Source organism: Thalassospira lucentensis MCCC 1A00383 = DSM 14000 (assembly GCF_000421265.1).
Classification (GTDB): Bacteria; Pseudomonadota; Alphaproteobacteria; order Rhodospirillales; family Thalassospiraceae; genus Thalassospira; species Thalassospira lucentensis.
In genome coordinates this window covers 13,118-32,160 of the sequence record NZ_ATWN01000012.1, presented here as the reverse complement: position 1 = coordinate 32,160, position 19,043 = coordinate 13,118, and the positions used below count along the sequence as shown (strand labels likewise).

Sequence of the window (19,043 nt, the reverse complement as noted above, 5' to 3'; positions counted from 1 at the left end):
ACACTGTTACGTCTGCGCAATCAGATCGTAATGCCCTGCAATTTTCGGAACAATGTCACGGCATAACGATCTGTCATGCCTGAAATGTAATCCATCACCCGCATCAGGCGGCTGTAAAGATCGGACGCATCTGAAATCTTGCCAGACAGCAGTTTATCAATCCGGTCCGCCTGTGGCGGCAGGCGCTTGCCGTGATTGATATGTTCGTCAATATCGATGGCCGCGCGGACAAAGCTGTTGAGCAGGCCATTGATGACCTCAAACCCGGCCATTTCAATCGGCAGGACATGCGGCGCGTTATAAATCTTCTCTACCGCGAGTTTTTTACACGCCTTGGCATCAACGCCAAGTGGAGTGTTGGCCAGAAGGTCCCCTTCAATTGTGCCAGTCAAAAGCGCATCTTCATTGGCGATAAACGCATCAACAGCAGCCTTGACCAGATTGCCAATCGCCTTGCCGCGCAGGAACCCGATACGGTCATTTTCCGATTTTTCGGTGTACCAGCTTTCCGTGCGCAAATCGGTCCAGCGTTGATTGGCATCACCCTCATATTTGTCAGGATGGCGCGCAATCGGGGCCAGTGCCCGTTCGACTTCCTCAAACGTCACACAGCCCAATTCCCAGCCATCCTCAAGATCAACCACGGAATAGCAAATATCGTCTGCCGCCTCGACCAGATAGACCAGCGGATGACGGCGCCACGCGCCATCAAACCCGTCCAGCGGTGACATGCCGCATACTTTGGCGATGGCAGATGCAATATCGCGTTCGGCCTGATAATAACCCGGTTTTTTAAGGCCGGTATATTCGCGGCGGCGACTGTCTGGCACCGATGTGCTGCGTGGGTATTTGATAAAACTGCCCAGCGTGCCATAGGTCAGGTTCAACCCCCCGTCAAACCGCTTCATCTCAAGCTGGCTGATAATCCGCAACCCTTGGGCGTTGCCCTCAAAATGGCGGAGGTCTTCAAGTTCCGGTCCCGACAAACGCGATGTCAGCTCATCCTTGGCCAACCGCGATGTGGTGAACCATTCATTGATGGCGTCTTCGCCCGAATGGCCAAACGGTGGGTTGCCTATGTCATGGGCAAGGCAGGCTGCCTGAACCATATAGCCGATATCAGCGACGGTTGTTTCACTGTCTTCGGGCAGCTGTTTGACAATATGCGCGCCAGCCATCAGGCCAAGCGACTGGCCGACCGACCCGACCTCAATCGTATGGGTCAGGCGGGTATGGACATGGTCATTTTCCGACAGCGGATGGACCTGCGTTTTGTTTTGCAAACGCCGGAACGAGGATGAGAAAATCACCCGGTCGACATCAATCTGAAACGGGCTTCTGCCATCAGGCGTTGGATAGGGCGCACCCTCGGGCAGGCGTATTTTGCCATCCCGAAATTCCAGCCGATGTGATGAAAGAAGGTTTTCCCAGCGCATTTTATCACCGGGGGCTTGCGACGCCAATGTCATGGCGGTGCGACTCCCTGTCCGTATCAAACTAATGTTCTTGCGGATGACTTTAGCGATGTGGGGAGTCGGGTGCAATCAGACAAAGCCGATTGCACCAAGTTATTGCCTTAAACCCGGCTGGGCTTAGCCAAACAACCAGCTGCGCGGATTATCAATTGGGCGACCACTAAGGGCCCGCAAAAGACCAATGACATTGCGACCGACAAACCATGCGGTGACGAAAAGCCCCATCAGCCCGACAACAGCCCAGCCAATAAGCGGAATCCAGCCAATCACGAAGGTAAAGAACCCAAGGATAATGGCATAGAGGATGCTGATCCAGAAGGTGCGAATAAGGAACGTGTAATGGCTGTTGGTCCAGTGATCGTCGTCTTCGCGTGCGACATAAGACACGATCAGCGCAATCAACCCGGTGGCAAAGGCGGTAAACAAGGTCGCAATCATCAAGCCATAGCAAACAAGGGCGGTATTGCCGCCACGTTCATCGACAAAGCTTGGTGCATTGTTAAAGGACGCGTCCTGACCGTGCATTTGGTCGTTCATAAAGATAATCCTGTATCGTTTTTGCAATCCCCATTGCGTCTATTCAACATATAGCGAGAAAGTTTAAAAATGCTATCTCTGGTTGGCTGTACTGCGATCCTGTTGCGATTGGCACATGCGGTAACGGGAATTTTACGGCAATAATCCCTGATTATGCCTCGACTCTTGGGATTATCTGCCTACATTTGGCGCCATATCACAAAATGACCGAGAATAAGGATCGTCGTATGTCCGACTATGATTTTGATTTGTTTGTTATTGGTGCCGGATCGGGCGGTGTGCGTGCGGCCCGTGTTGCATCCGGATATGGGGCCAAGGTCGCCATTGCCGAAGAAAGCCGCGTTGGCGGCACTTGCGTCATTCGTGGCTGCGTGCCCAAGAAACTGTTGGTCTATGGCGCGCATTTTGCCGAAGATTTCGAAGATGCATCGGCTTATGGCTGGACCCTTCCCGGTGAACCGACCTTTAGCTGGAAAACCCTGATCGCCAATAAGGACAAGGAAATTGATCGCCTGAACGGCATCTATCACAAACTTCTGGCCGGATCGAACGTCACACTGTTTGAACATCGTGCGACCTTTAAGAACGCCCACACGGTTGTTGTCGATGGCAAGGACGTCACCGCCGAACGCATCCTGATTGCAGTGGGCGGCCACCCGACCACGCCAGACATCCCCGGTGCCGAGCACGCGATCACCTCGAATGAGGCGTTCCATCTTAAAGAGCAGCCAAAACGCATCGTGGTTGTTGGCGGTGGTTATATCGCGGTCGAATTCGCCGGTATTTTTGCCGGACTGGGATCTCAGGTCACCCAACTTTACCGCAGCAAACAAATCCTGCGTGGTTTTGATAACGACATCCGTAGTCATCTGGCCGAGGAAATTGTTAAAAAGGGTGTCGATCTGCGTCTGAACACCAATGTCACCGCGATTGATAAACAATCAGACGGCACCCTGAAACTGACCCTGACCGGCGGGGGCGAGATGGAGGCGGACGCCATCATGTTTGCCACCGGACGTGCGCCAAACACCAAGGGTCTTGGGCTTGAACAGGTCGGGATTGAAACCAAGGACAATGGTGCGATCAAAATCAACAAGGGCCTGCAAACCAGTGTTGAAAACATTTATGCTGTCGGCGACGTCACCGACCATGTCCAACTGACCCCGATTGCGATCAAGGAAGGCATGGCCTTTGCCGATACCATCTATGGCGGCAAACCATCGGCGATGTCGTATCACGCCATCCCGACCGCTGTTTTCAGTCAGCCACCGGTTGGCACGGTCGGTCTGTCCGAAGAAGAAGCGCGTGCCAAGGGCGGTGAAGTGGTGGTTTACAAATCCACCTTTAAGCCGATGCGTCACACGCTTTCAGGCCGCGATGAAAAAACGCTGATGAAGCTGATCGTCGATAAAACCACGGACGTTGTGCTTGGCGCCCATATGGTCGGCCCGGATGCTGCTGAAATCATTCAGGGTATTGGCATTGCGGTGCGCATGGGGGCAACCAAGGCCCAGTTCGATCAAACCGTGGCGGTTCATCCTTCCGCAGCCGAAGAATTTGTCACCATGCGGTTCCCGGTCGGGGAATAAATCCTGATCAAAGAAAACAATTTAGGCGGCCCATTGGGTCGCCTGTTTTAGTTTGCATTCGAAATGGGATCACCAATCGGTACCAAACGTCAAAGGACGCCCTTTGTTGATGATCGAACAGGGTTTTATTGGTCCGCGATGGTCCATGAGAAGTCGGTTTTCATCACGTTCGTAAAATCAGGCCCGCCAAAATCAATTGGTGCGTCATAATTGGCGGGATAACCCGGCGCGTTTGTCGCACCTGTTGCTGCAACATTGGCAGAGCCATGGCAACTAACACAGTTGGACTGGATGCCATCGGGAATTCCGGGGCTTGTTTCCAGATAGGGGTTGTAGCAAAGGTTCATCGTTGCACCACCGTCATAGCTTTGATCATAGGCCGTGCACATCGCATAGCTTGACCAAGGTGCCGCCAGTGATGACGGTTGCGCGGCAAGGCTGCCCGGACTGTCGGTTTCAAAGGCTTCATTCCCCTGCCAATAGAATGTCTGCCAAGTCCAGGAATCTGTTTCCTTACTGTTGACATGCATGGCCATCAGCGCACCAAAATCGCCAGCTGTAATGTCCGGTTGGCCGGTAAAGGCAGCTGCTTCCCCGGCGTTCAGGCTGCGCACAAACATCATGCCAATTGGGGCGTACAGATAACTCTCGCACTGCAATCCCGGCGCAGCGTAAGCGCCCTTTTGTTCATCTGGATTGGCTTTACGCATGCCGGCTGTTGCATGGTTGTCAGCATCGACAATGACGCATGTTTTCCAGGTTTCCGGTGTCGGGTTGGTTGTATTTGTCGTGGCCGAGGCAGCAAGCCCTTGCCAATAGGGCATGATCGACGTGCCAGTGCTTTTAAGCGCGTAATAAACCGGCTTGGTTTCAATCGCGCGGGCGTCAAAATCAAGGATGGCGCGCGCCCCGGCGGAATAGCCTGCCGGGAAATCATTGGCATAATTGTCAATGTTGCTTTTGCCCAAAATGGAATAAATTCCTTGGCCAAACGGCACGATCTGCGGGGTGTTTGCTGACGTTACCCAGGTTCGATTAAATTGTTCGACCTCCAATGTGTAGGTGACCGACGGTTGTGCATCGGCCTTGGCCTTGGGACCGGCCCGTTTAGAATGGCTGAATTGTTTTGGGCGTCGCAGGGCGATTTCTTCTGATTGCTCAAAAAGAAGCTCGCTGGCACCCGATTTTGAGAAAATGGGTTTTAACGCCTGTGTATGATCAGGCCATGTTGTCCAGATGGGTACTTCGATCTCGGCGATTGTCGCGCCGCCGCTGCTAATACTGGTCATTTGCGTCATGCCATTCCACAAGTCCCACCCGTGATCACGGATGTTTTTCAACGCATTTGCCGAGACGGTTTGATCACTTGATCCTGCGTTGGTGATCCACTGTTGAATCACGTAACCCGGTGTTGGAAAATTAAATCCTGCTGGAATAGGCGCAAGGGTTGGGTTCTTTGTTTGGGCTGTTGCGGCGGTGATCATTCCTGCACTTGTGAATGCTAACGCAGTTGAAAGAATGATCGCACGGCACATCTTCTGCGGTTTTGTTGTCATGGCATGATCCCTTCGGGAAAGTTGATGGGATCAGAACCTTAACCTTAAGTTGAATTAGTATCAAATTATATGTTGTTTTCTTTAAGTGCGAGATCGCTGTGGGATCGTCATTTGGCATATATATCCTGTAATATGACCGGCTAGGAACGACTGATCCTTTGGAGCAGGGCATTTGATGCCACGCGGATTCCGTTCAATCACAAAATATTCGAGTTTTGATAGGTTATGAGCCTGTGGTTTCGGGCGGTGCGGCGGGTATAAAGTAAAATCTTTGGGCGCGACTTACCTTGGAAATGCCGTTGTTGTGCGGTGGTTTTGGTGATCGAATTCCTACCAAATTTAAAAAAAAGACAGAGGTTGCGATGCGTTGCGCGAAATGGCTGCTTGGCCTGTTGATGGTATTGGTTACGTTCCATGCCTTGGCGCAAGAGCCGGTGACATATGCGGCAAGTTTTAATTGCGCCAACGCATCACGCCCCATCAAACATACTATTTGTCAAAACGCCGACATTGCCAAGCTTGATCTTGAACTGGCTAAGATCTACGCCGCCGCAACCGAGTTTCCCGATCAAAAAGAACAGATCACAAGCGATCAGTGCGCACGGCTGTAAGGCGTAAGTGATGCTTGAGCAGCGAGTGTTGTCGGCATTGTGAGGCCTTGGGACAACTAAAGCCCAGTTCGACCAAACCGTCGCCGTGCATCCGTCGGCCGCCGAGGAGTTCGTTACCATGCGCTTCCCGGTTGGCGATTAAATATAACCAAGGAAGCTGGATGTGATTCCAAGGCGACATTCATTGGTCAGGATGTCGCCTTTTTTTGTTCCCTGATGTTGGTCAAAACGCCAACGGCGCGTTATCGACAACCTCTTTCATCACAAAGAATGTCCGCGTTTGGCGCACACCGGGCAGGGCAATCAGTTGATCGCCGTGCAGATGGTTGAAATCCGCCATGTCGCGCACGCGGATTTTAAGGAAATAATCAAAATCCCCCGCCACCAGATGGCAATCAAGGATAAACGGCAACGCGCGGCAGGCGGCTTCAAATGCGCCAAAGCTTTCTGGTGTTGAGCGATCCAGCACCACTCCGACCATGACCAACGCGCCGCGATCTACTTTGTCGGGCGCGATCTGAGCGCGGACGTTCTGGATATAGCCGTCTTCAAACAAACGCTGGGTTCGGCGGTGGCAAGTTGCGGCACTGACATTGACCCGTTTGGCGATTTCCGCATTGCCAGTGCGGCCATCTTGCTGCAAGAGGCGTAAAATCTTGTAATCAGTCTTGTCTAGCTCTACAGGCATGCAATATTCTTTCACTTTGATATAGTATTACGGAAGAATATCTGTATTAAATGATCAAAGTAAGTCTTGGGTGGAAATTATTTCCTCAAGTTTGAGAGCACCTTTCATATTTCCTGCGCTAGCCTGAACACGGTTCCAATCCGTTTTCAGGGAGTGCCCGATGAATTTGAACAAGTTTGAAAAATACCCGCTGACCTTTGGCCCGACGCCGATTGAATCTCTGCCGCGTTTGTCCGAACATCTTGGCGGCGATGTTGCACTGTATGCCAAGCGCGAAGATTGCAATTCCGGTCTGGCTTTTGGCGGTAACAAGGTCCGTAAGATGGAATATATCGTGCCTGATGCGATCAAATCGGGTGCCGATACGTTGGTGACGATTGGTGGTGTGCAATCCAACCACACACGGCAGGTTGCCGCGATTGCTGCGAAGATCGGCATGAAATGCCGTTTGGTTCAGGAAAGCTGGGTGCCATTTAACGACGCGGTTTATGACCGGGTTGGCAACATCCTGATGAGCCGCGTCATGGGTGCTGAGATTGAGCTGGTCGATGAAGGTTTCGATATTGGTATTCGCGAAAGTTGGGAAGCCGCCCTTGCGGATGTAAAGGCCAAGGGCGGGGTGCCTTATCCAATCCCGGCTGGCGCATCGGTGCATAAATATGGCGGTCTTGGCTTTGTTGGCTTTGCCGAAGAGGTCCGTGCGCAAGAAGTCGAGCTTGGCTTTAAGTTTGATTATGTCGTTGTTTGTACCGTTACCGGGTCAACCCATGCGGGGATGGCGGTTGGCTTTGCTGCCGATGGTCGGGCGGACAAGGTGGTGGGGATTGATGCGTCCGCCACGCCAGAACAGACCCGTGAACAGGTTCTGGCAATTGCACAGAAAACCGCCGATCTGGTCGAGCTTGATGGTGGCATTTCTGATCGCGACATTACATTAATCGAGGATTATGCCTATCCGCTGTACGGCGTACCGTCCGATGAAACCAACGAAGCGATCCGTCTTTGCGGTCGTCTTGAAGGCATGATGACGGACCCGGTTTACGAAGGAAAATCGATGCAAGGTATGATTGATCTGGTGCGCAAGGGCTATTTCCCCAAGGGATCTAAGGTGCTTTATGCTCATCTTGGCGGGGTGCCTGCGATTAATGCTTATAGCTATCTCTATCGCAACGGCTAGCACGGATAGATAATATTGGATGGCAAAAATGAACAAAGGCGGAGCCTGTTGGCTCCGCCTTTGTGTGTTAGCGTCCGGTAATGCCCGGGAAGATAATCAGCAGGGCGACTGCCAAAATCTGCAAACAGATAAACGGCAGCAATGACTTGAAAATATCGCCCAGTGATATGTCGGGGGGCGCTACGGATTTAAGGTAAAACGCGGCGGGCCCGAACGGCGGTGACAGGAAGCTGACCTGCATGTTCATGGCAAACAGCACCCCGAACCAGATCGGGTCGTAACCGAGGTCTTTAACGATCGGGACAAAGATCGGCATGGTCAAAAGCGCAATGCCGACCCAGTCAAGGAACATCCCGAGGATAAACAGGATCAGCATCATGAACAGAATGATGGTGGTTGGGTCGTCCGAAATGCCCGTAATCAGGGCCGAAACAAACTTGATCCCGCCCATCAGGTTAAACACGCCGACAAGGGCGGATGCGCCAATCCCGATCCAGACAATCATGCCACAGGTCGAAAGTGTTTGAAGGGCCGCACTTTTAAGCATCGCGAGCGAAAATTCACGCCGGACAATGGTCGATGCAATAACCCCGGCAACCCCAACGGCCGATGCCTCGGTCACGGATGCGATGCCGCCATAGATCGAGCCAAGAACACAGAACACGACCAGCATCGGCAAGAACAGACCTTTAAGCAGACGCAGTTTCTCTTCGCGCGGGATATGTTCGGTTTTCGGCGGTGGGGCAATGTTTTTGCCGGTATAAGAACGGAACAGGATATAGGCGACATAAAAGCCCGCCAGCATGAAGCCCGGAATAAAGGCCGAGGTAAACAGATCACCAATAGATACGTTTGCCGTCAGACCATAAATAATCAGGACAATCGATGGCGGGACCATGGTGCCAAGCGACCCACCGGCACAAACCACCCCGATAGCAAGGTTTTTATCGTACCCCTGACGCAGCATCTGGGGCAGGGCAAGCATGCCAAGCAACACGATTTCGCCACCGATAATGCCACTCATGGCAGCAAGAATGACGGCAACAAAGATCGTCTGAACCGCAACCCCGCCCTTAAGACGCCCGCCAAACAGGCGCATGGCATCAAACAGATCGCGGGCAATGCCCGATCGATCAAGGATGGCCGCCATCATGACGAACATCGGGACGGAAACAAAAACAAAGGATGAAACGAATGAAAATACCCTGCTGGTGATCAATGGCACCGCCATCGGGCCAAACCAGCCAAGGGTGAATATAAGGGCGATCAGAAGCGTTACGAACGCAAGCGGCATGCCCGTTAGAAGAAAACCAAGCAGCAGGACGAACATGGCAAGTGTGCCGTATTCAATGCCTAGGGACTGTAATTCAAACATTTAATCTATCCTGTCGCGCCGATCAGATGGGTGACCGTGCAATGACTGATGGGGGTATCAACTTGAAACGGGTGTCATTCTTTCGCGGTCGCGGACATGACAGGCGTTTTGCGGACATAATTGATGGCATGTATCAGAAACTGAACCACCAGCAGGATCAGGATCACCAGCAAGAACAGTTTCAGTATGCCCGGATAGGGAGCGTTAAACGCACTGCCTGTGGTTTCAAAATGAATGTCACCTGTCGGGGTGAGTGTTGCGCGTTTGACCATAAGCCATGCCGCCCAGGCAAAGAAACCCGATGCCGTCATGCAGACAATCGAAATGGCGACATCAAGGGATTTGCGCATTTTCGGCCCGACAATGTCATAGAAAATGACAACCCGGATGTGTTTGTCGCGCGCGGCACAATAAAGCCCGCCGAACACAAAGCCGATGGCAGACAGGAAGGTCGTGGTTTCATGGACCCACAGGGTGGGGCTATTGAAAACATGACGCATGAAAATTTCAAAAATCAGAATGCCCATGGCAAGTATGAAGCCATAGGCAAAAACCGAACTAACCTTATCCACTGCGTGACCCATCAGGCCGGAAACTTCCGGAACCTGTTCGGGGAGTGCATCAGGTACGATGCTTGCGGGGATATCATTATGTGTCGGGTCTACAGGGCTGACAGCCATATTCAGCATTCCTTGCGATGCGGTGAATACAATCCGGCAACAGGGAGGACCTCGTCACCCGGTATCGTCTCTTATACAGGATGCGGCCGGATTGTATTCAAGTCGTTACCGGCGGACATGATCCATGCCGCAGGTAAACCATCTTGTGATCAAAAGATTAGATCATGCCCTGTGCGGTCAGGTATTTGACCAGGGTGTCATAAACGCGCTGTGCGTCTTCTGAACGTGCTGCCACTTTTTCCCACTGGCTGGTGGCAATCTGGCGGAATTTGGCACGCTCTTCGGCAGACCAGTTATGGATGGTGACACCACCGTCTTTACGGGCAGCAGCAACAGCTTCCATGTCTTTCATCGCAAGACGTGCGTCCATGTCATGGGCAAGATCACGGATGGACATTTCCAGGATGGCCTGGAGGTCTGCTGGCATCGAATCCCATTTGGTCTTGTTGACCGAAACTTCCAGCATCGGCATGGAATGGAAGCCCGGATAGACAGGATGTTTGGCAATGTCATGCAGGCCCATCGCCTGGTTGGTCGAGAACACGGTCGCATCCGCCGCATCAATCACTTTTTTATCAAGCGAGGTAAAGACTTCGGACTGCGGGATGTTCACCGGCGAAGCACCAGCTGCGGCAAATACCTGCTGTACCATGCCTTCCGGGGCGCGCATTTTCAGGCCCTTAAGATCGGCAACGCCATCAAGCGGGACCGATGATACAAAGGCTTCGAGGCCCGGAGTAACGGCACCGATGAACTGCAAACCACGTGGGTTCAAAAGGCTGTTCATCAGTTCTTTGCCGCCGCCATATTCGACGAAACGCAGCATTTCAGATGGTGCAGACCAAGCACCGACCGGGTTTGCAATCAGGCCGAAAGCCGGATCTTTACCGGAGAAATAGCTGGTGTCGGTGATGTGGCCGTCAAGAATGCCGGCTGCGATGGCATCTTGTGTTTCGGCATGTTCAACGATCGAGTTGACCGGAAGCATTTCAACTTCAACACGGCCACCGGTCATAACGCCAACGCGTTTTGCCCAGTCCTGTTCCAATTCAAAGTTTGGAACGCCAGCAGAGTCACTCGACTGCATTTTAAGGGTGAATTCCTGCGCATTGGCCGAAAACGGGGCCGCTGCAATCAGGCTGGCAACAAAGGTTGCTCCTACGAGCGATTTAAGGGTCTTGGTCATGTATCTTCTCCCTGGAATACCGGTTTTCCGGCGGTGTTTTCTTTGACAAAGGAAGGACTGCTGTTTTCGCTGGCCTTTAAACGTTCGGTGACCGTGGCAACAACAGTATCGATCGGGGCATCTATCGAGACAGTCACGCAGTTCTCGTCCGGCCCCGGCGGTTCGAGGACTGCAAGCTGACTATCTAGCAGTGCGGACGGCATGAAATGTCCCACCCGGCTTTCAAGCCGCGTTTGGATCACATCACGTGTGCCGTCCAAAAACACAAAAGTCGCCGGGTTGAGTTTCCGACATAAAAAATCGCGGTAGCTTTGCTTGAGCGCAGAACAGGCGATAAAAACGGTGTCTGAACACAGGTCCGACGCACGAATGTCTGCCTGTGCACGGGCCGCATCGGCAACCGCGGCTAGCCATGGCCAGCGCATGTCATCGGTAAGCGGTTTGCCGCTGCGCATATGTTCGACGTTTTCAATCGGATGATGATCGTCGGCATCAAGCCACTGGCTGCGGGTTGCCTTCGCAACGCGCCGGGCGATTTCGGTTTTTCCCGACCCCGAGACGCCCATAACAACGACATAGCTGATCTGCCGATCCATCAAGATATTTCCGCCCGACTCTTTTTTATCAGGGCAGCTTTACGCTTTTGTTTGCCCTGTTGTTTGCGATGTTAGCGCTAACATAATGTTAGCGCTAACATCGAGTCAACAGCCTAATTCACAAGAGACTTGTCCATTATCAAAAGACGTAATAAATGTAAGGGTATGAGGAAACGCAAAGGGGCCGGGCGGCCAACAATTGCTGATGTTGCCAACAAGGCCGGGGTCAGCACCATCACCGTTTCACGCGCCTTGCGCGATCCATCAATGGTGTCCGATCACCTGCGTCGTAAAATCAACAATGCGGTGCGAAAACTCAATTATGTGCCCCATTCGCATGCCAGTGCGCTGGCATCAACGCGATCCAATATTATCGGTGTGATCGTGCCGTCGCTGACCAACAACGTCTTTGCCGAAAGTTTGCGCGCAATTTACGACGCGTTTGGTCAGGGCGCATTTCAGGTCCAATTGGGTAACTCGCGCTACGTCCCGGCGGAAGAAGAACGACTGGTGCGCACCTTTTTGGGGCAGCGTCCGTCGGCGATGATTGTTGCCGGGACCGATCAGACAGATGTAACCCGTCAATTGTTGGAAAATGCCGAATGTCCGGTGGTGCAAATCATGGATGTTGGCGATGACCCGATTGATATGATTGTTGGCTTTTCGCATTTTGAAGGCGGCAAGGCCGCCGGGCTTCATCTGGTACAGCAAGGGTACAAACGCATTGGTTTCCTTGGTGCGCGTATGGACCCAAGGTCACATCGCCGTCTTGAAGGATTTAAGGAAGCCCTTCAGTTCGGGGGGCGCTATGACCCTGACCTGATTATGACCACCACCTTATCGTCAAGTGTTTCACTGGGGGCTGAACTGATCTGGCAATTTTGCGCCCGGCGTCCTGATCTGGACGCGGTTTTTTGTAACAATGATGACATGGCGCTTGGTGCCTTGTTTGGTTGCCAGAAGGCCGGGCTTTCCGTTCCCGACGACATCGGGATTATCGGGTTTAACGATCTTGAAATGATGGCGGCAGCCCATCCGTCGCTGACCTCAATCCGCACTGATCGCTATGCGATTGGCAGACATGCGGTTGAAATGATTCAATCCGTACTTTCGGGCGAAACCCCGGACAAAAAAATTGTCGATCTCGGATTTGAATTACAGGTCCGCCAAAGCACGTCACGTTCTGCTTCTGCAAAAGCTTAGTCTTCAATATTCTCAGGCAGTGAAAAACGTGCGGAAAGTTCTTTCAGGGTGTCACGCGCTCCGGCGATTTTGATGCGTGTGCCTGTGGTGTCAAATTGCCGGTCCAGCACCGTGATGCCGTCCTGACCGCAGGCCTGTTCCAGCGTTCCGGCATCGGAAAAACCGGCAAACAGATCGGCTTCGCCTTGCGGGATGTAATCGATAATCTCGGCTTCGCTACAGGCGGCATTGGCCGCACCGCTATAGGCGCGCACAAGCCCGCCCGTACCAAGTTTTGTGCCGCCGAAATAACGCGTAACAATGACCGCGACATTGATCAGATCACGTCCTTGCAAGACCTTAAGGCACGGAACACCCGATGTGCCGGATGGTTCGCCGTCATCCTTGCCATGTTCAATTAGCTGTTCTTCATCATTGAGATAACGATAGGCCGTGACGTGGTGATTGGCTTTGGGGTGAAGACTGCGCAGTTCACCGATGCGCGTTGCAAGGTCTTCGTAGAAAACCAGCTCGGCCAGAAAACGTGATTTCTTTTCTTCGGTTTCGGCATATGCCGGTCGGGCGATTGTTTTCATCATGCGTTGATAGCAAAGCCTTGGCCGGATCGCTAGTAAGGTGTCGCTAGAAGATAGTGCTAAAGAGTCGCGTACTTACCAATCAGCATCACGCCAAAAATGATCAGCATGACCAGAACGACCTTGCGGAAGGTGGCGGCATCCATGCGGTTACGCACGATGCCGCCGAGCTTGGTCCCCAAAAATACCGGTATCAGTCCGGCAAGTGATATCCAGACGGAATCAAGTGTCATCAGCCCCAGACGCGACAGGCCAAAGGCCATGACGATGCTTGATAAGCTAAAGGAAATGTTGATCGCCTGAATGAAGCGTTTGGGATCAAGCCGGACCGACAGTAGAAACGGCAAAACCGGCATAACCTGTGACCCGGTGATGCCATTGACCAACCCGGTGGCGAAACCCGAAATCGGGGCAATGCGGTCGGCAACGCGATCTGACATCGGGCGGCCGGGCCGCAGGAGGGTAAACACCCCGTAATTCATCAGCACCAGCCCCAATATGGCCCCTGCCATGAGGCCATCAACCATTTCAAGCACAGCAAGCCCGATCAAAAGGCCGGGAATGGTCGCCAGAAACATCGGCCAGAAGCGACTGACGGTTTCGCGGAAATGTCCGGCCTGCGCCATGATAATGCTGTTGCTGACCAATGACGGGATGATCACAAGCGGCATGGCGGCCTTTAACCCGATGCCAAGTGCCAGAATTGGCAGGGCCGATGTCGAGAACCCCAAGCCCGTTGCACCCTTTACGAATGCCGCAATAAAATAGGCGCAGGCAATAATGGCAATTGTTTCTATGGACATCGGGGTTCCGAATGATGGTGGTGGGCGCGGCGCAGTGTGCCCTTAATCTTTGCGATGCGCAAATGGTCTGATGATTGCGGATCGGCGGATTCGCACATACATCAATGTCAGGACCAAGAGGCAATCGGCGACCACCCCATCGCAAATTTCTGGTTTTGAGTGGAATTTTGCGTGAATTTTATGTGTCTTGGCAAAAAATTGCGGGTTTTTGTCATCCTTAAGTCGAGAAGGGGTGGAAATGCGGTGGTAAAACCCGTATCAAGTTTGGCCCGGTTAAATGACCGACGGCACGGCGGAATTCCGCTGGCGAAGTGGATTTGTGTTATAATGCGGCATGACAATGATCATGCACGATTGAGAGGAAGCAAATGAGCAAGAGCTGGAGCATTGATAGCTGGCGTAACCTGCCTGTAAAGCAGATGCCGACTTATCCGGATGCACAGGCCCTCGGGGCCGTAGAGCAAGAGCTCGGCAGCTATCCTCCTTTGGTATTTGCTGGCGAGGCGCGCGCGCTTAAGGAAAAGCTTGGTGAAGTTGCAGAAGGCAAGGCCTTCCTGCTTCAGGGGGGCGATTGCGCCGAAAGCTTTAAGGAATTTCATCCCAACAACATCCGCGACACCTTTAAGGTAATGTTGCAGATGGCGGTTGTTTTGACCTATGGCGCGGCCTGCCCGGTGGTCAAGGTCGGTCGTATGGCCGGTCAATTCGCCAAGCCGCGTTCTGCCGATACCGAAACCATTAATGGTGTTGAACTGCCAAGTTACCGTGGTGACAACATCAACGGGATCGAGTTCACGCCAGAAGCCCGCATTCCGGACCCGCAGCGCCAGATCCGTGCCTATAACCAATCGGCATCGACGTTAAACCTTCTGCGTGCGTTTGCACAAGGGGGCTTTGCTGATCTCAGCAAAATCCACCGTTGGAACCTGTCGTTTGTCGATGGCAGCCCGGCCGGTGAACGTTATAGCAAGATGACCACCCAGATCGATGAGGCGGTTGCCTTCATGCAGGCGTGCGGTATTACCGCGGAAACAGCACCGCAGATGCGCGAAACCGATTTCTATACTTCCCACGAGGCGCTTTTGCTGGGCTATGAGCAGGCATTGACCCGTCAGGACAGTCTGACTGGGGATTGGTACGACTGTTCGGCGCACATGCTGTGGATCGGGGACCGTACCCGTAAGGCCGATGAGGCCCATGTCGAATTCTTGCGCGGTGTGAACAACCCGATTGGCATGAAATGCGGCCCGACAATGGATGAGGATGACTTGATCCGTCTGATCGATATTCTCAACCCGAAAAACGAAGCTGGTCGTTTGACCCTGATTGCCCGCATGGGCGCAGAGAAGGTCAATGATCATCTGCCGCGTCTGGTCAAGCGGGTTAAAGCCGAAGGTCGCAAGGTGGTTTGGTCGTGCGATCCGATGCATGGCAACACGATCAAGGCCACCAACGGCTATAAAACCCGTCCGTTCGATGCGATTCTTTCGGAAGTTAAAACGTTCTTTGACGTGCATAAAGCCGAAGGAACCCATGCCGGCGGTGTTCATTTTGAAATGACCGGAACCGATGTGACCGAGTGCATCGGTGGGGCACGTGAAGTGACGGTAGACAGCCTGTCGGATCGTTATCACACCCATTGTGACCCGCGCCTGAATGGCGGGCAGGCATTGGAACTGGCGTTCCTGATGGCTGAGATGATCAAACAGGAACGCGATGATGCGCGTGAGCTGCTTGCGGCTTCTGCCTGATCTGTCTTGGGATTGATCTGTTTTGGCAAAGGCGTCCGGGAAACCGGGCGCCTTTGTTTTGTCGGGATGGCATATGGTGGACCGGTGTTTGGTACTTGGTACTGATGAGGTCCATGACATCCTTTAGACGTCAATTTTGAGGTCAGAACACGTTTTACGTGATTTTGTTGGTCTTCATTCGATTGAAAAACAGCAAATCCGCATCAATTGACGCCGATTGTTTCATTTTACCTCTACCCAACGGCATCGAATATTCTTAAGTATAGACAAATACAGGCTAATACCTGATGGATATTAGGGATTGAGGGTCGCACATAAATATGACGGATGAAGCGGATTTTGCTGCGTGGCAGAAAAAGGTTGAGGGAACGAATATTTCCTCCACGACGCTTTTGGCGACCGATTATCTGAATCACTTCAACGAAATCGTCATGTTGCTCGAAATGGTCCCAGACATGCCTGACATGATCGAGGATTGCAAAGAGTGGGCTCCAAAAAGCTATCAGGATCATTTCCGCGATAGTGCGTTTTCCGACCGCGAACTGGCGATTGAGGCCTATGATCATGTGCCAAGCCGGTTCCGTGATCCGTTTGAAGAAACCATCAATCACCTCAATACGATTGTCGGCCACGCCAATACGCAGCTTGATGCGATCATTGCCGATGGCAACGAAGAACTGCTGCGTGAAACCGCCAATGCCGTCACCAAATCGCTGCAACGGTTCATGGATGTTGCCAGCGGGATTATCCACGGATCGGCCAAAACCATGAGCCAGGACGAAATCGACGCTGCACTGGATTTGTAGCTTTCACGGTTCCCACCAAAATCACATCGAAGACAAAACAAAACCGGGGCCACTGATGCCGCCCCGGTTTGCTTGATGTGTCTTGTTTCGGTGTCAATCGGGCCTAATTGGCCATATCGGCCAATTCACTATCCAAACGTTTGATTTCCGATTGCAGTAACGGCAGGACGTCTTGACGGGCCGTAGCAACGATTGTTGTCATTTTTTCCATGGCTTTGCGGGCATAGCCATTTGCATTTTGCTGCATGAACAAAATGGTCATCTGTGCTTCGATATCGCCATAAAAGCGACGCACACCGGTCAGAACTTTTGGGTTTACCTCAAGCGTGCGGTCGGAATAGCGCATGGTTTGCCAAACCATATCGTCGAGTTTGTGGGCTTCGCGCGGTGCTAGCGTTTGGGCGTGCCACGTCATCGGGGCCTCTGGATAATCGGCGATCCATGTTTCGACCTTTTCGATATTGTCGCCAAACTCAGCTTCGAGCGATTTTTCCAGATTGCTGACATCGGACATCGTCTGATACCGATCAAAGTCAACGGCGATCTGAAAACCAGCAAAACTTGCCAGATACACACCGATTATTGTGGATGCCAAAATGACGCATTGGGTGAGCCAAAACTCGATGTTCGGGCGACCACTTACGCTTAGGAAGCGGAAGGGGAAAAGAAATCCACGCATGTGTGTCAGTCTTTCGTGGTTGTGAGGCTAAATTTACGGCCTTCCTCACGCGCGCTTTCCGGGATTTCGCCGGTACGCACAAGGAAGTCTTCGAAGGCTTCTTCTAGGTCGACAGGTTCGCCCATCGGAAGGTCTTGGTCGCGAGCCATTTTATACAGCCGGTCAACCCGGTCCTGTGGGTGCGGGTGGGTTGCCAGATAATCCATGACACTGTGCCCGCCCTGCATTTGACCAAGCTTTTCAAAGGTCGTTGCGACTTCGCCAACATGGCCGTATTTCGCCATCAGGATCTTGAGGCTCCAATTATCGGCGTCAAGTTCCTGACTGCGCGAATAATCAAGGTCGGTCAGCAATTTTGGCCAGCCGGCAATCCAGGTGGTCAAAACCGCATCGGTCTGAAACATCATGGCTGACAGGGCAACACCGACAACTTCGCGCCCCAATCCTTCAAGGTGATCGCGCCCGTTATAATGGCCGATTTCATGGCCAAGGATCGACAGCAGCTCGTTCTCGCTTTCGACCAGATCAATCATGCCTGAATGAACAAGGATCAATCCTCCGGGAAGGGCCGCCGCATTTGGTGTCGGATCGGGAACGATCACGACGTCAAAATCGTAGGCCGCTGCCGGACCAAGAGCCGTTTTGGGGATCGAATTGATCAGATCAACCAGATAGTTTTCCGCCAAACTGCGGTCGTCTGCGGTGCGGTGATGGTTGATCAGCTCGGGTTCAAGCTGCGACCAGATGGCAACTTCGTCCTCGACCGAGATTTCATGGCTGGCCCATTCGACCAACAGGCCACTGGCCGCATAAATTCCCCAGCAAATCAGAAGAAATGCTGTGCTTGCCGACAGGAATTCGACGAGCAGGTTACGGTGGCTGATATTAACCCCGTCATCGGGCAGGGCGGATGGAAAGCCGCCCTTTGGTCGATGATCGGTATAAAGGGCGGTGCCAGACACAATCATTTCGATCATGCCGCGACTTAGTTGTGCGGAATCAAACCGAATACCGATAATATGGCTGGCACCCTTGGCGTTGGTGCGCAGGCGCAACATGGCCTCGCGTTTGGCGCGGGTTATTGATGCTTCATGCGCACTAAGGCGCCCACCGACAAAAATGCGCAAGCGGGCCAGAAGATTGCGAAAACGATCTTCGGCAATCACGACTTTGCCGGTTACCATGGCAGTGTCGTGCAGTTTTATGTCACCGGGAATGTTGCTTCCTGAATCAAGAACCTGTCGGGGCAGTAACGACTCATCGCGTTTTAATGCGCGGTCATGTACCCCATCGGCCACGCGGCCGGTCAGATAGGCAATTCCGATCAGGATGGTCAGCAAAATTCCCGGAAGAATGATTTCTTCCATTTTTGGGAATCCTAACCGTTATTTCAGGCGAACAGCGGTGCCATAGGCGAAGATTTCAGCCGCTTTATAGGCAACCTGTGACGTGGCAAAATGCACATCAACAACGGCATCTGCATCAAGCTTTTTGGCCTGTTCGAGCATGCGGCTGGTCGCTTCTCTCTGCGCGTCGTCGAGAAGACGGGTATAGGAACGTACTTCACCGCCAAACAGGTTTTTGAATGCGGCAAAAATATCAAACAGGAAGTTGCGGCTTCTGACCGAACTGCCAAAAACAATGCCAAGGTTTTCGGAAGCTTCGCGTCCGGGGATATAGGAAACGGTGACGGCGGGCATAGGTGCCGTTGAATTTTTGGTGGTGCTCATGTGTTTGCTCGTATTTTAAATTTTGA

At 52.6% G+C, this 19,043-nt stretch carries 19 protein-coding genes; 6 read left to right on the top strand and 13 right to left on the bottom strand.

The features are described from left to right. Positions 1 to 20 precede the first annotated feature (20 nt). Positions 21 to 1,469 (bottom strand): deoxyguanosinetriphosphate triphosphohydrolase, encoded by a 1,449-nt coding sequence (locus K355_RS0120550; RefSeq protein WP_022734051.1) that lies wholly within the window; start codon positions 1,467 to 1,469, stop codon positions 21 to 23. A gap of 123 nt (positions 1,470 to 1,592) precedes the next feature. Further along, positions 1,593 to 2,012 (bottom strand): DUF4870 family protein, encoded by a 420-nt coding sequence (locus K355_RS0120545; RefSeq protein WP_022734050.1) that lies wholly within the window; start codon positions 2,010 to 2,012, stop codon positions 1,593 to 1,595. Positions 2,013 to 2,239: 227 nt separating this feature from the next. Here K355_RS0120545 and gor point away from each other — a divergent pair, with 227 nt between their 5' ends. Then, positions 2,240 to 3,601 carry a glutathione-disulfide reductase gene (gor, locus tag K355_RS0120540; RefSeq protein ID WP_022734049.1) on the top strand — a complete coding sequence of 454 codons (1,362 nt, stop codon included), beginning with the start codon at positions 2,240 to 2,242 and terminating at the stop codon, positions 3,599 to 3,601. Between the two features lie 125 nt (positions 3,602 to 3,726). Here the strand turns inward: gor and K355_RS0120535 are convergent, their stop codons facing one another. Continuing rightward, a complete protein-coding gene (locus K355_RS0120535; protein ID WP_022734048.1) occupies positions 3,727 to 5,157 on the bottom strand; it encodes a hypothetical protein in 1,431 nt (476 codons plus the stop codon). A gap of 287 nt (positions 5,158 to 5,444) precedes the next feature. On the opposite strand from K355_RS0120535, the gene K355_RS25220 reads away from it, so the two are divergent. Next, the gene (locus tag K355_RS25220; RefSeq protein ID WP_147250401.1) at positions 5,445 to 5,768 is read left to right on the top strand and encodes a lysozyme inhibitor LprI family protein; all 324 of its coding nucleotides are present in this window, start codon (positions 5,445 to 5,447) and stop codon (positions 5,766 to 5,768) included. 223 nt (positions 5,769 to 5,991) lie between these two features. Here K355_RS25220 and K355_RS0120525 read toward each other — a convergent pair whose 3' ends face one another. Further along, complete coding sequence (locus tag K355_RS0120525; RefSeq protein WP_022734046.1) at positions 5,992 to 6,456, bottom strand: Lrp/AsnC family transcriptional regulator; 465 nt, start codon at positions 6,454 to 6,456, stop codon at positions 5,992 to 5,994. A gap of 160 nt (positions 6,457 to 6,616) precedes the next feature. Here K355_RS0120525 and K355_RS0120520 point away from each other — a divergent pair, with 160 nt between their 5' ends. Next, positions 6,617 to 7,633, top strand: a complete 1,017-nt coding sequence (locus K355_RS0120520) for a 1-aminocyclopropane-1-carboxylate deaminase (protein ID WP_022734045.1) — start codon at positions 6,617 to 6,619, stop codon at positions 7,631 to 7,633. A 67-nt stretch (positions 7,634 to 7,700) separates the two neighbouring features. Here K355_RS0120520 and K355_RS0120515 read toward each other — a convergent pair whose 3' ends face one another. The 4 genes from K355_RS0120515 to K355_RS0120500 form a co-directional block, all read right to left on the bottom strand. Next, entirely contained in the window at positions 7,701 to 9,008 is a 1,308-nt protein-coding gene (locus tag K355_RS0120515; RefSeq protein ID WP_022734044.1) for a TRAP transporter large permease, read from the bottom strand. Positions 9,009 to 9,082: 74 nt separating this feature from the next. Further along, a complete protein-coding gene (locus K355_RS0120510; RefSeq protein ID WP_022734043.1) occupies positions 9,083 to 9,688 on the bottom strand; it encodes a TRAP transporter small permease subunit in 606 nt (201 codons plus the stop codon). Between the two features lie 157 nt (positions 9,689 to 9,845). Continuing rightward, positions 9,846 to 10,874, bottom strand: coding sequence for a TRAP transporter substrate-binding protein (locus tag K355_RS0120505; RefSeq protein WP_022734042.1), 1,029 nt, complete (start codon positions 10,872 to 10,874; stop codon positions 9,846 to 9,848). Next, positions 10,871 to 11,470: a gluconokinase gene (locus tag K355_RS0120500; protein WP_022734041.1), complete on the bottom strand. Its 600-nt coding sequence runs from the start codon at positions 11,468 to 11,470 to the stop codon at positions 10,871 to 10,873. Before K355_RS0120500 ends, K355_RS0120505 begins: the two co-directional genes overlap by 4 nt. Before the next feature lie 165 nt (positions 11,471 to 11,635). On the opposite strand from K355_RS0120500, the gene gntR reads away from it, so the two are divergent. Beyond that, the gene (gntR, locus tag K355_RS0120495) at positions 11,636 to 12,673 is read left to right on the top strand and encodes an HTH-type transcriptional regulator GntR (RefSeq protein ID WP_022734040.1); all 1,038 of its coding nucleotides are present in this window, start codon (positions 11,636 to 11,638) and stop codon (positions 12,671 to 12,673) included. Here the strand turns inward: gntR and K355_RS0120490 are convergent. Both K355_RS0120490 and K355_RS0120485 read right to left on the bottom strand, forming a co-directional pair. Next, positions 12,670 to 13,251, bottom strand: a complete 582-nt coding sequence (locus K355_RS0120490; RefSeq protein WP_245562984.1) for an IMPACT family protein — start codon at positions 13,249 to 13,251, stop codon at positions 12,670 to 12,672. The genes gntR and K355_RS0120490 overlap by 4 nt on opposite strands. Before the next feature lie 56 nt (positions 13,252 to 13,307). Next, positions 13,308 to 14,051: a sulfite exporter TauE/SafE family protein gene (locus K355_RS0120485; protein WP_022734038.1), complete on the bottom strand. Its 744-nt coding sequence runs from the start codon at positions 14,049 to 14,051 to the stop codon at positions 13,308 to 13,310. 368 nt (positions 14,052 to 14,419) lie between these two features. Between K355_RS0120485 and K355_RS0120480 the strand changes: the two genes are divergently transcribed. Both K355_RS0120480 and K355_RS0120475 read left to right on the top strand, forming a co-directional pair. Next, positions 14,420 to 15,802 carry a class II 3-deoxy-7-phosphoheptulonate synthase gene (locus K355_RS0120480; RefSeq protein WP_022734037.1) on the top strand — a complete coding sequence of 461 codons (1,383 nt, stop codon included), beginning with the start codon at positions 14,420 to 14,422 and terminating at the stop codon, positions 15,800 to 15,802. Positions 15,803 to 16,122: 320 nt separating this feature from the next. After that, complete coding sequence (locus K355_RS0120475) at positions 16,123 to 16,608, top strand: hypothetical protein (RefSeq protein WP_022734036.1); 486 nt, start codon at positions 16,123 to 16,125, stop codon at positions 16,606 to 16,608. A 103-nt stretch (positions 16,609 to 16,711) separates the two neighbouring features. Here K355_RS0120475 and K355_RS0120470 read toward each other — a convergent pair whose 3' ends face one another. The 3 genes from K355_RS0120470 to K355_RS0120460 are packed head-to-tail and all read right to left on the bottom strand — an operon-like array spanning position 16,712 to position 19,017. Continuing rightward, positions 16,712 to 17,287, bottom strand: a complete 576-nt coding sequence (locus K355_RS0120470) for a hypothetical protein (RefSeq protein WP_022734035.1) — start codon at positions 17,285 to 17,287, stop codon at positions 16,712 to 16,714. A 5-nt stretch (positions 17,288 to 17,292) separates the two neighbouring features. Beyond that, on the bottom strand, positions 17,293 to 18,654 hold the full coding sequence (locus K355_RS0120465; RefSeq protein WP_022734034.1) for a M48 family metallopeptidase: 1,362 nt from the start codon (positions 18,652 to 18,654) through the stop codon (positions 17,293 to 17,295). Between the two features lie 18 nt (positions 18,655 to 18,672). Continuing rightward, positions 18,673 to 19,017: a YbjQ family protein gene (locus K355_RS0120460; RefSeq protein ID WP_022734033.1), complete on the bottom strand. Its 345-nt coding sequence runs from the start codon at positions 19,015 to 19,017 to the stop codon at positions 18,673 to 18,675. Positions 19,018 to 19,043 lie beyond the last annotated feature (26 nt).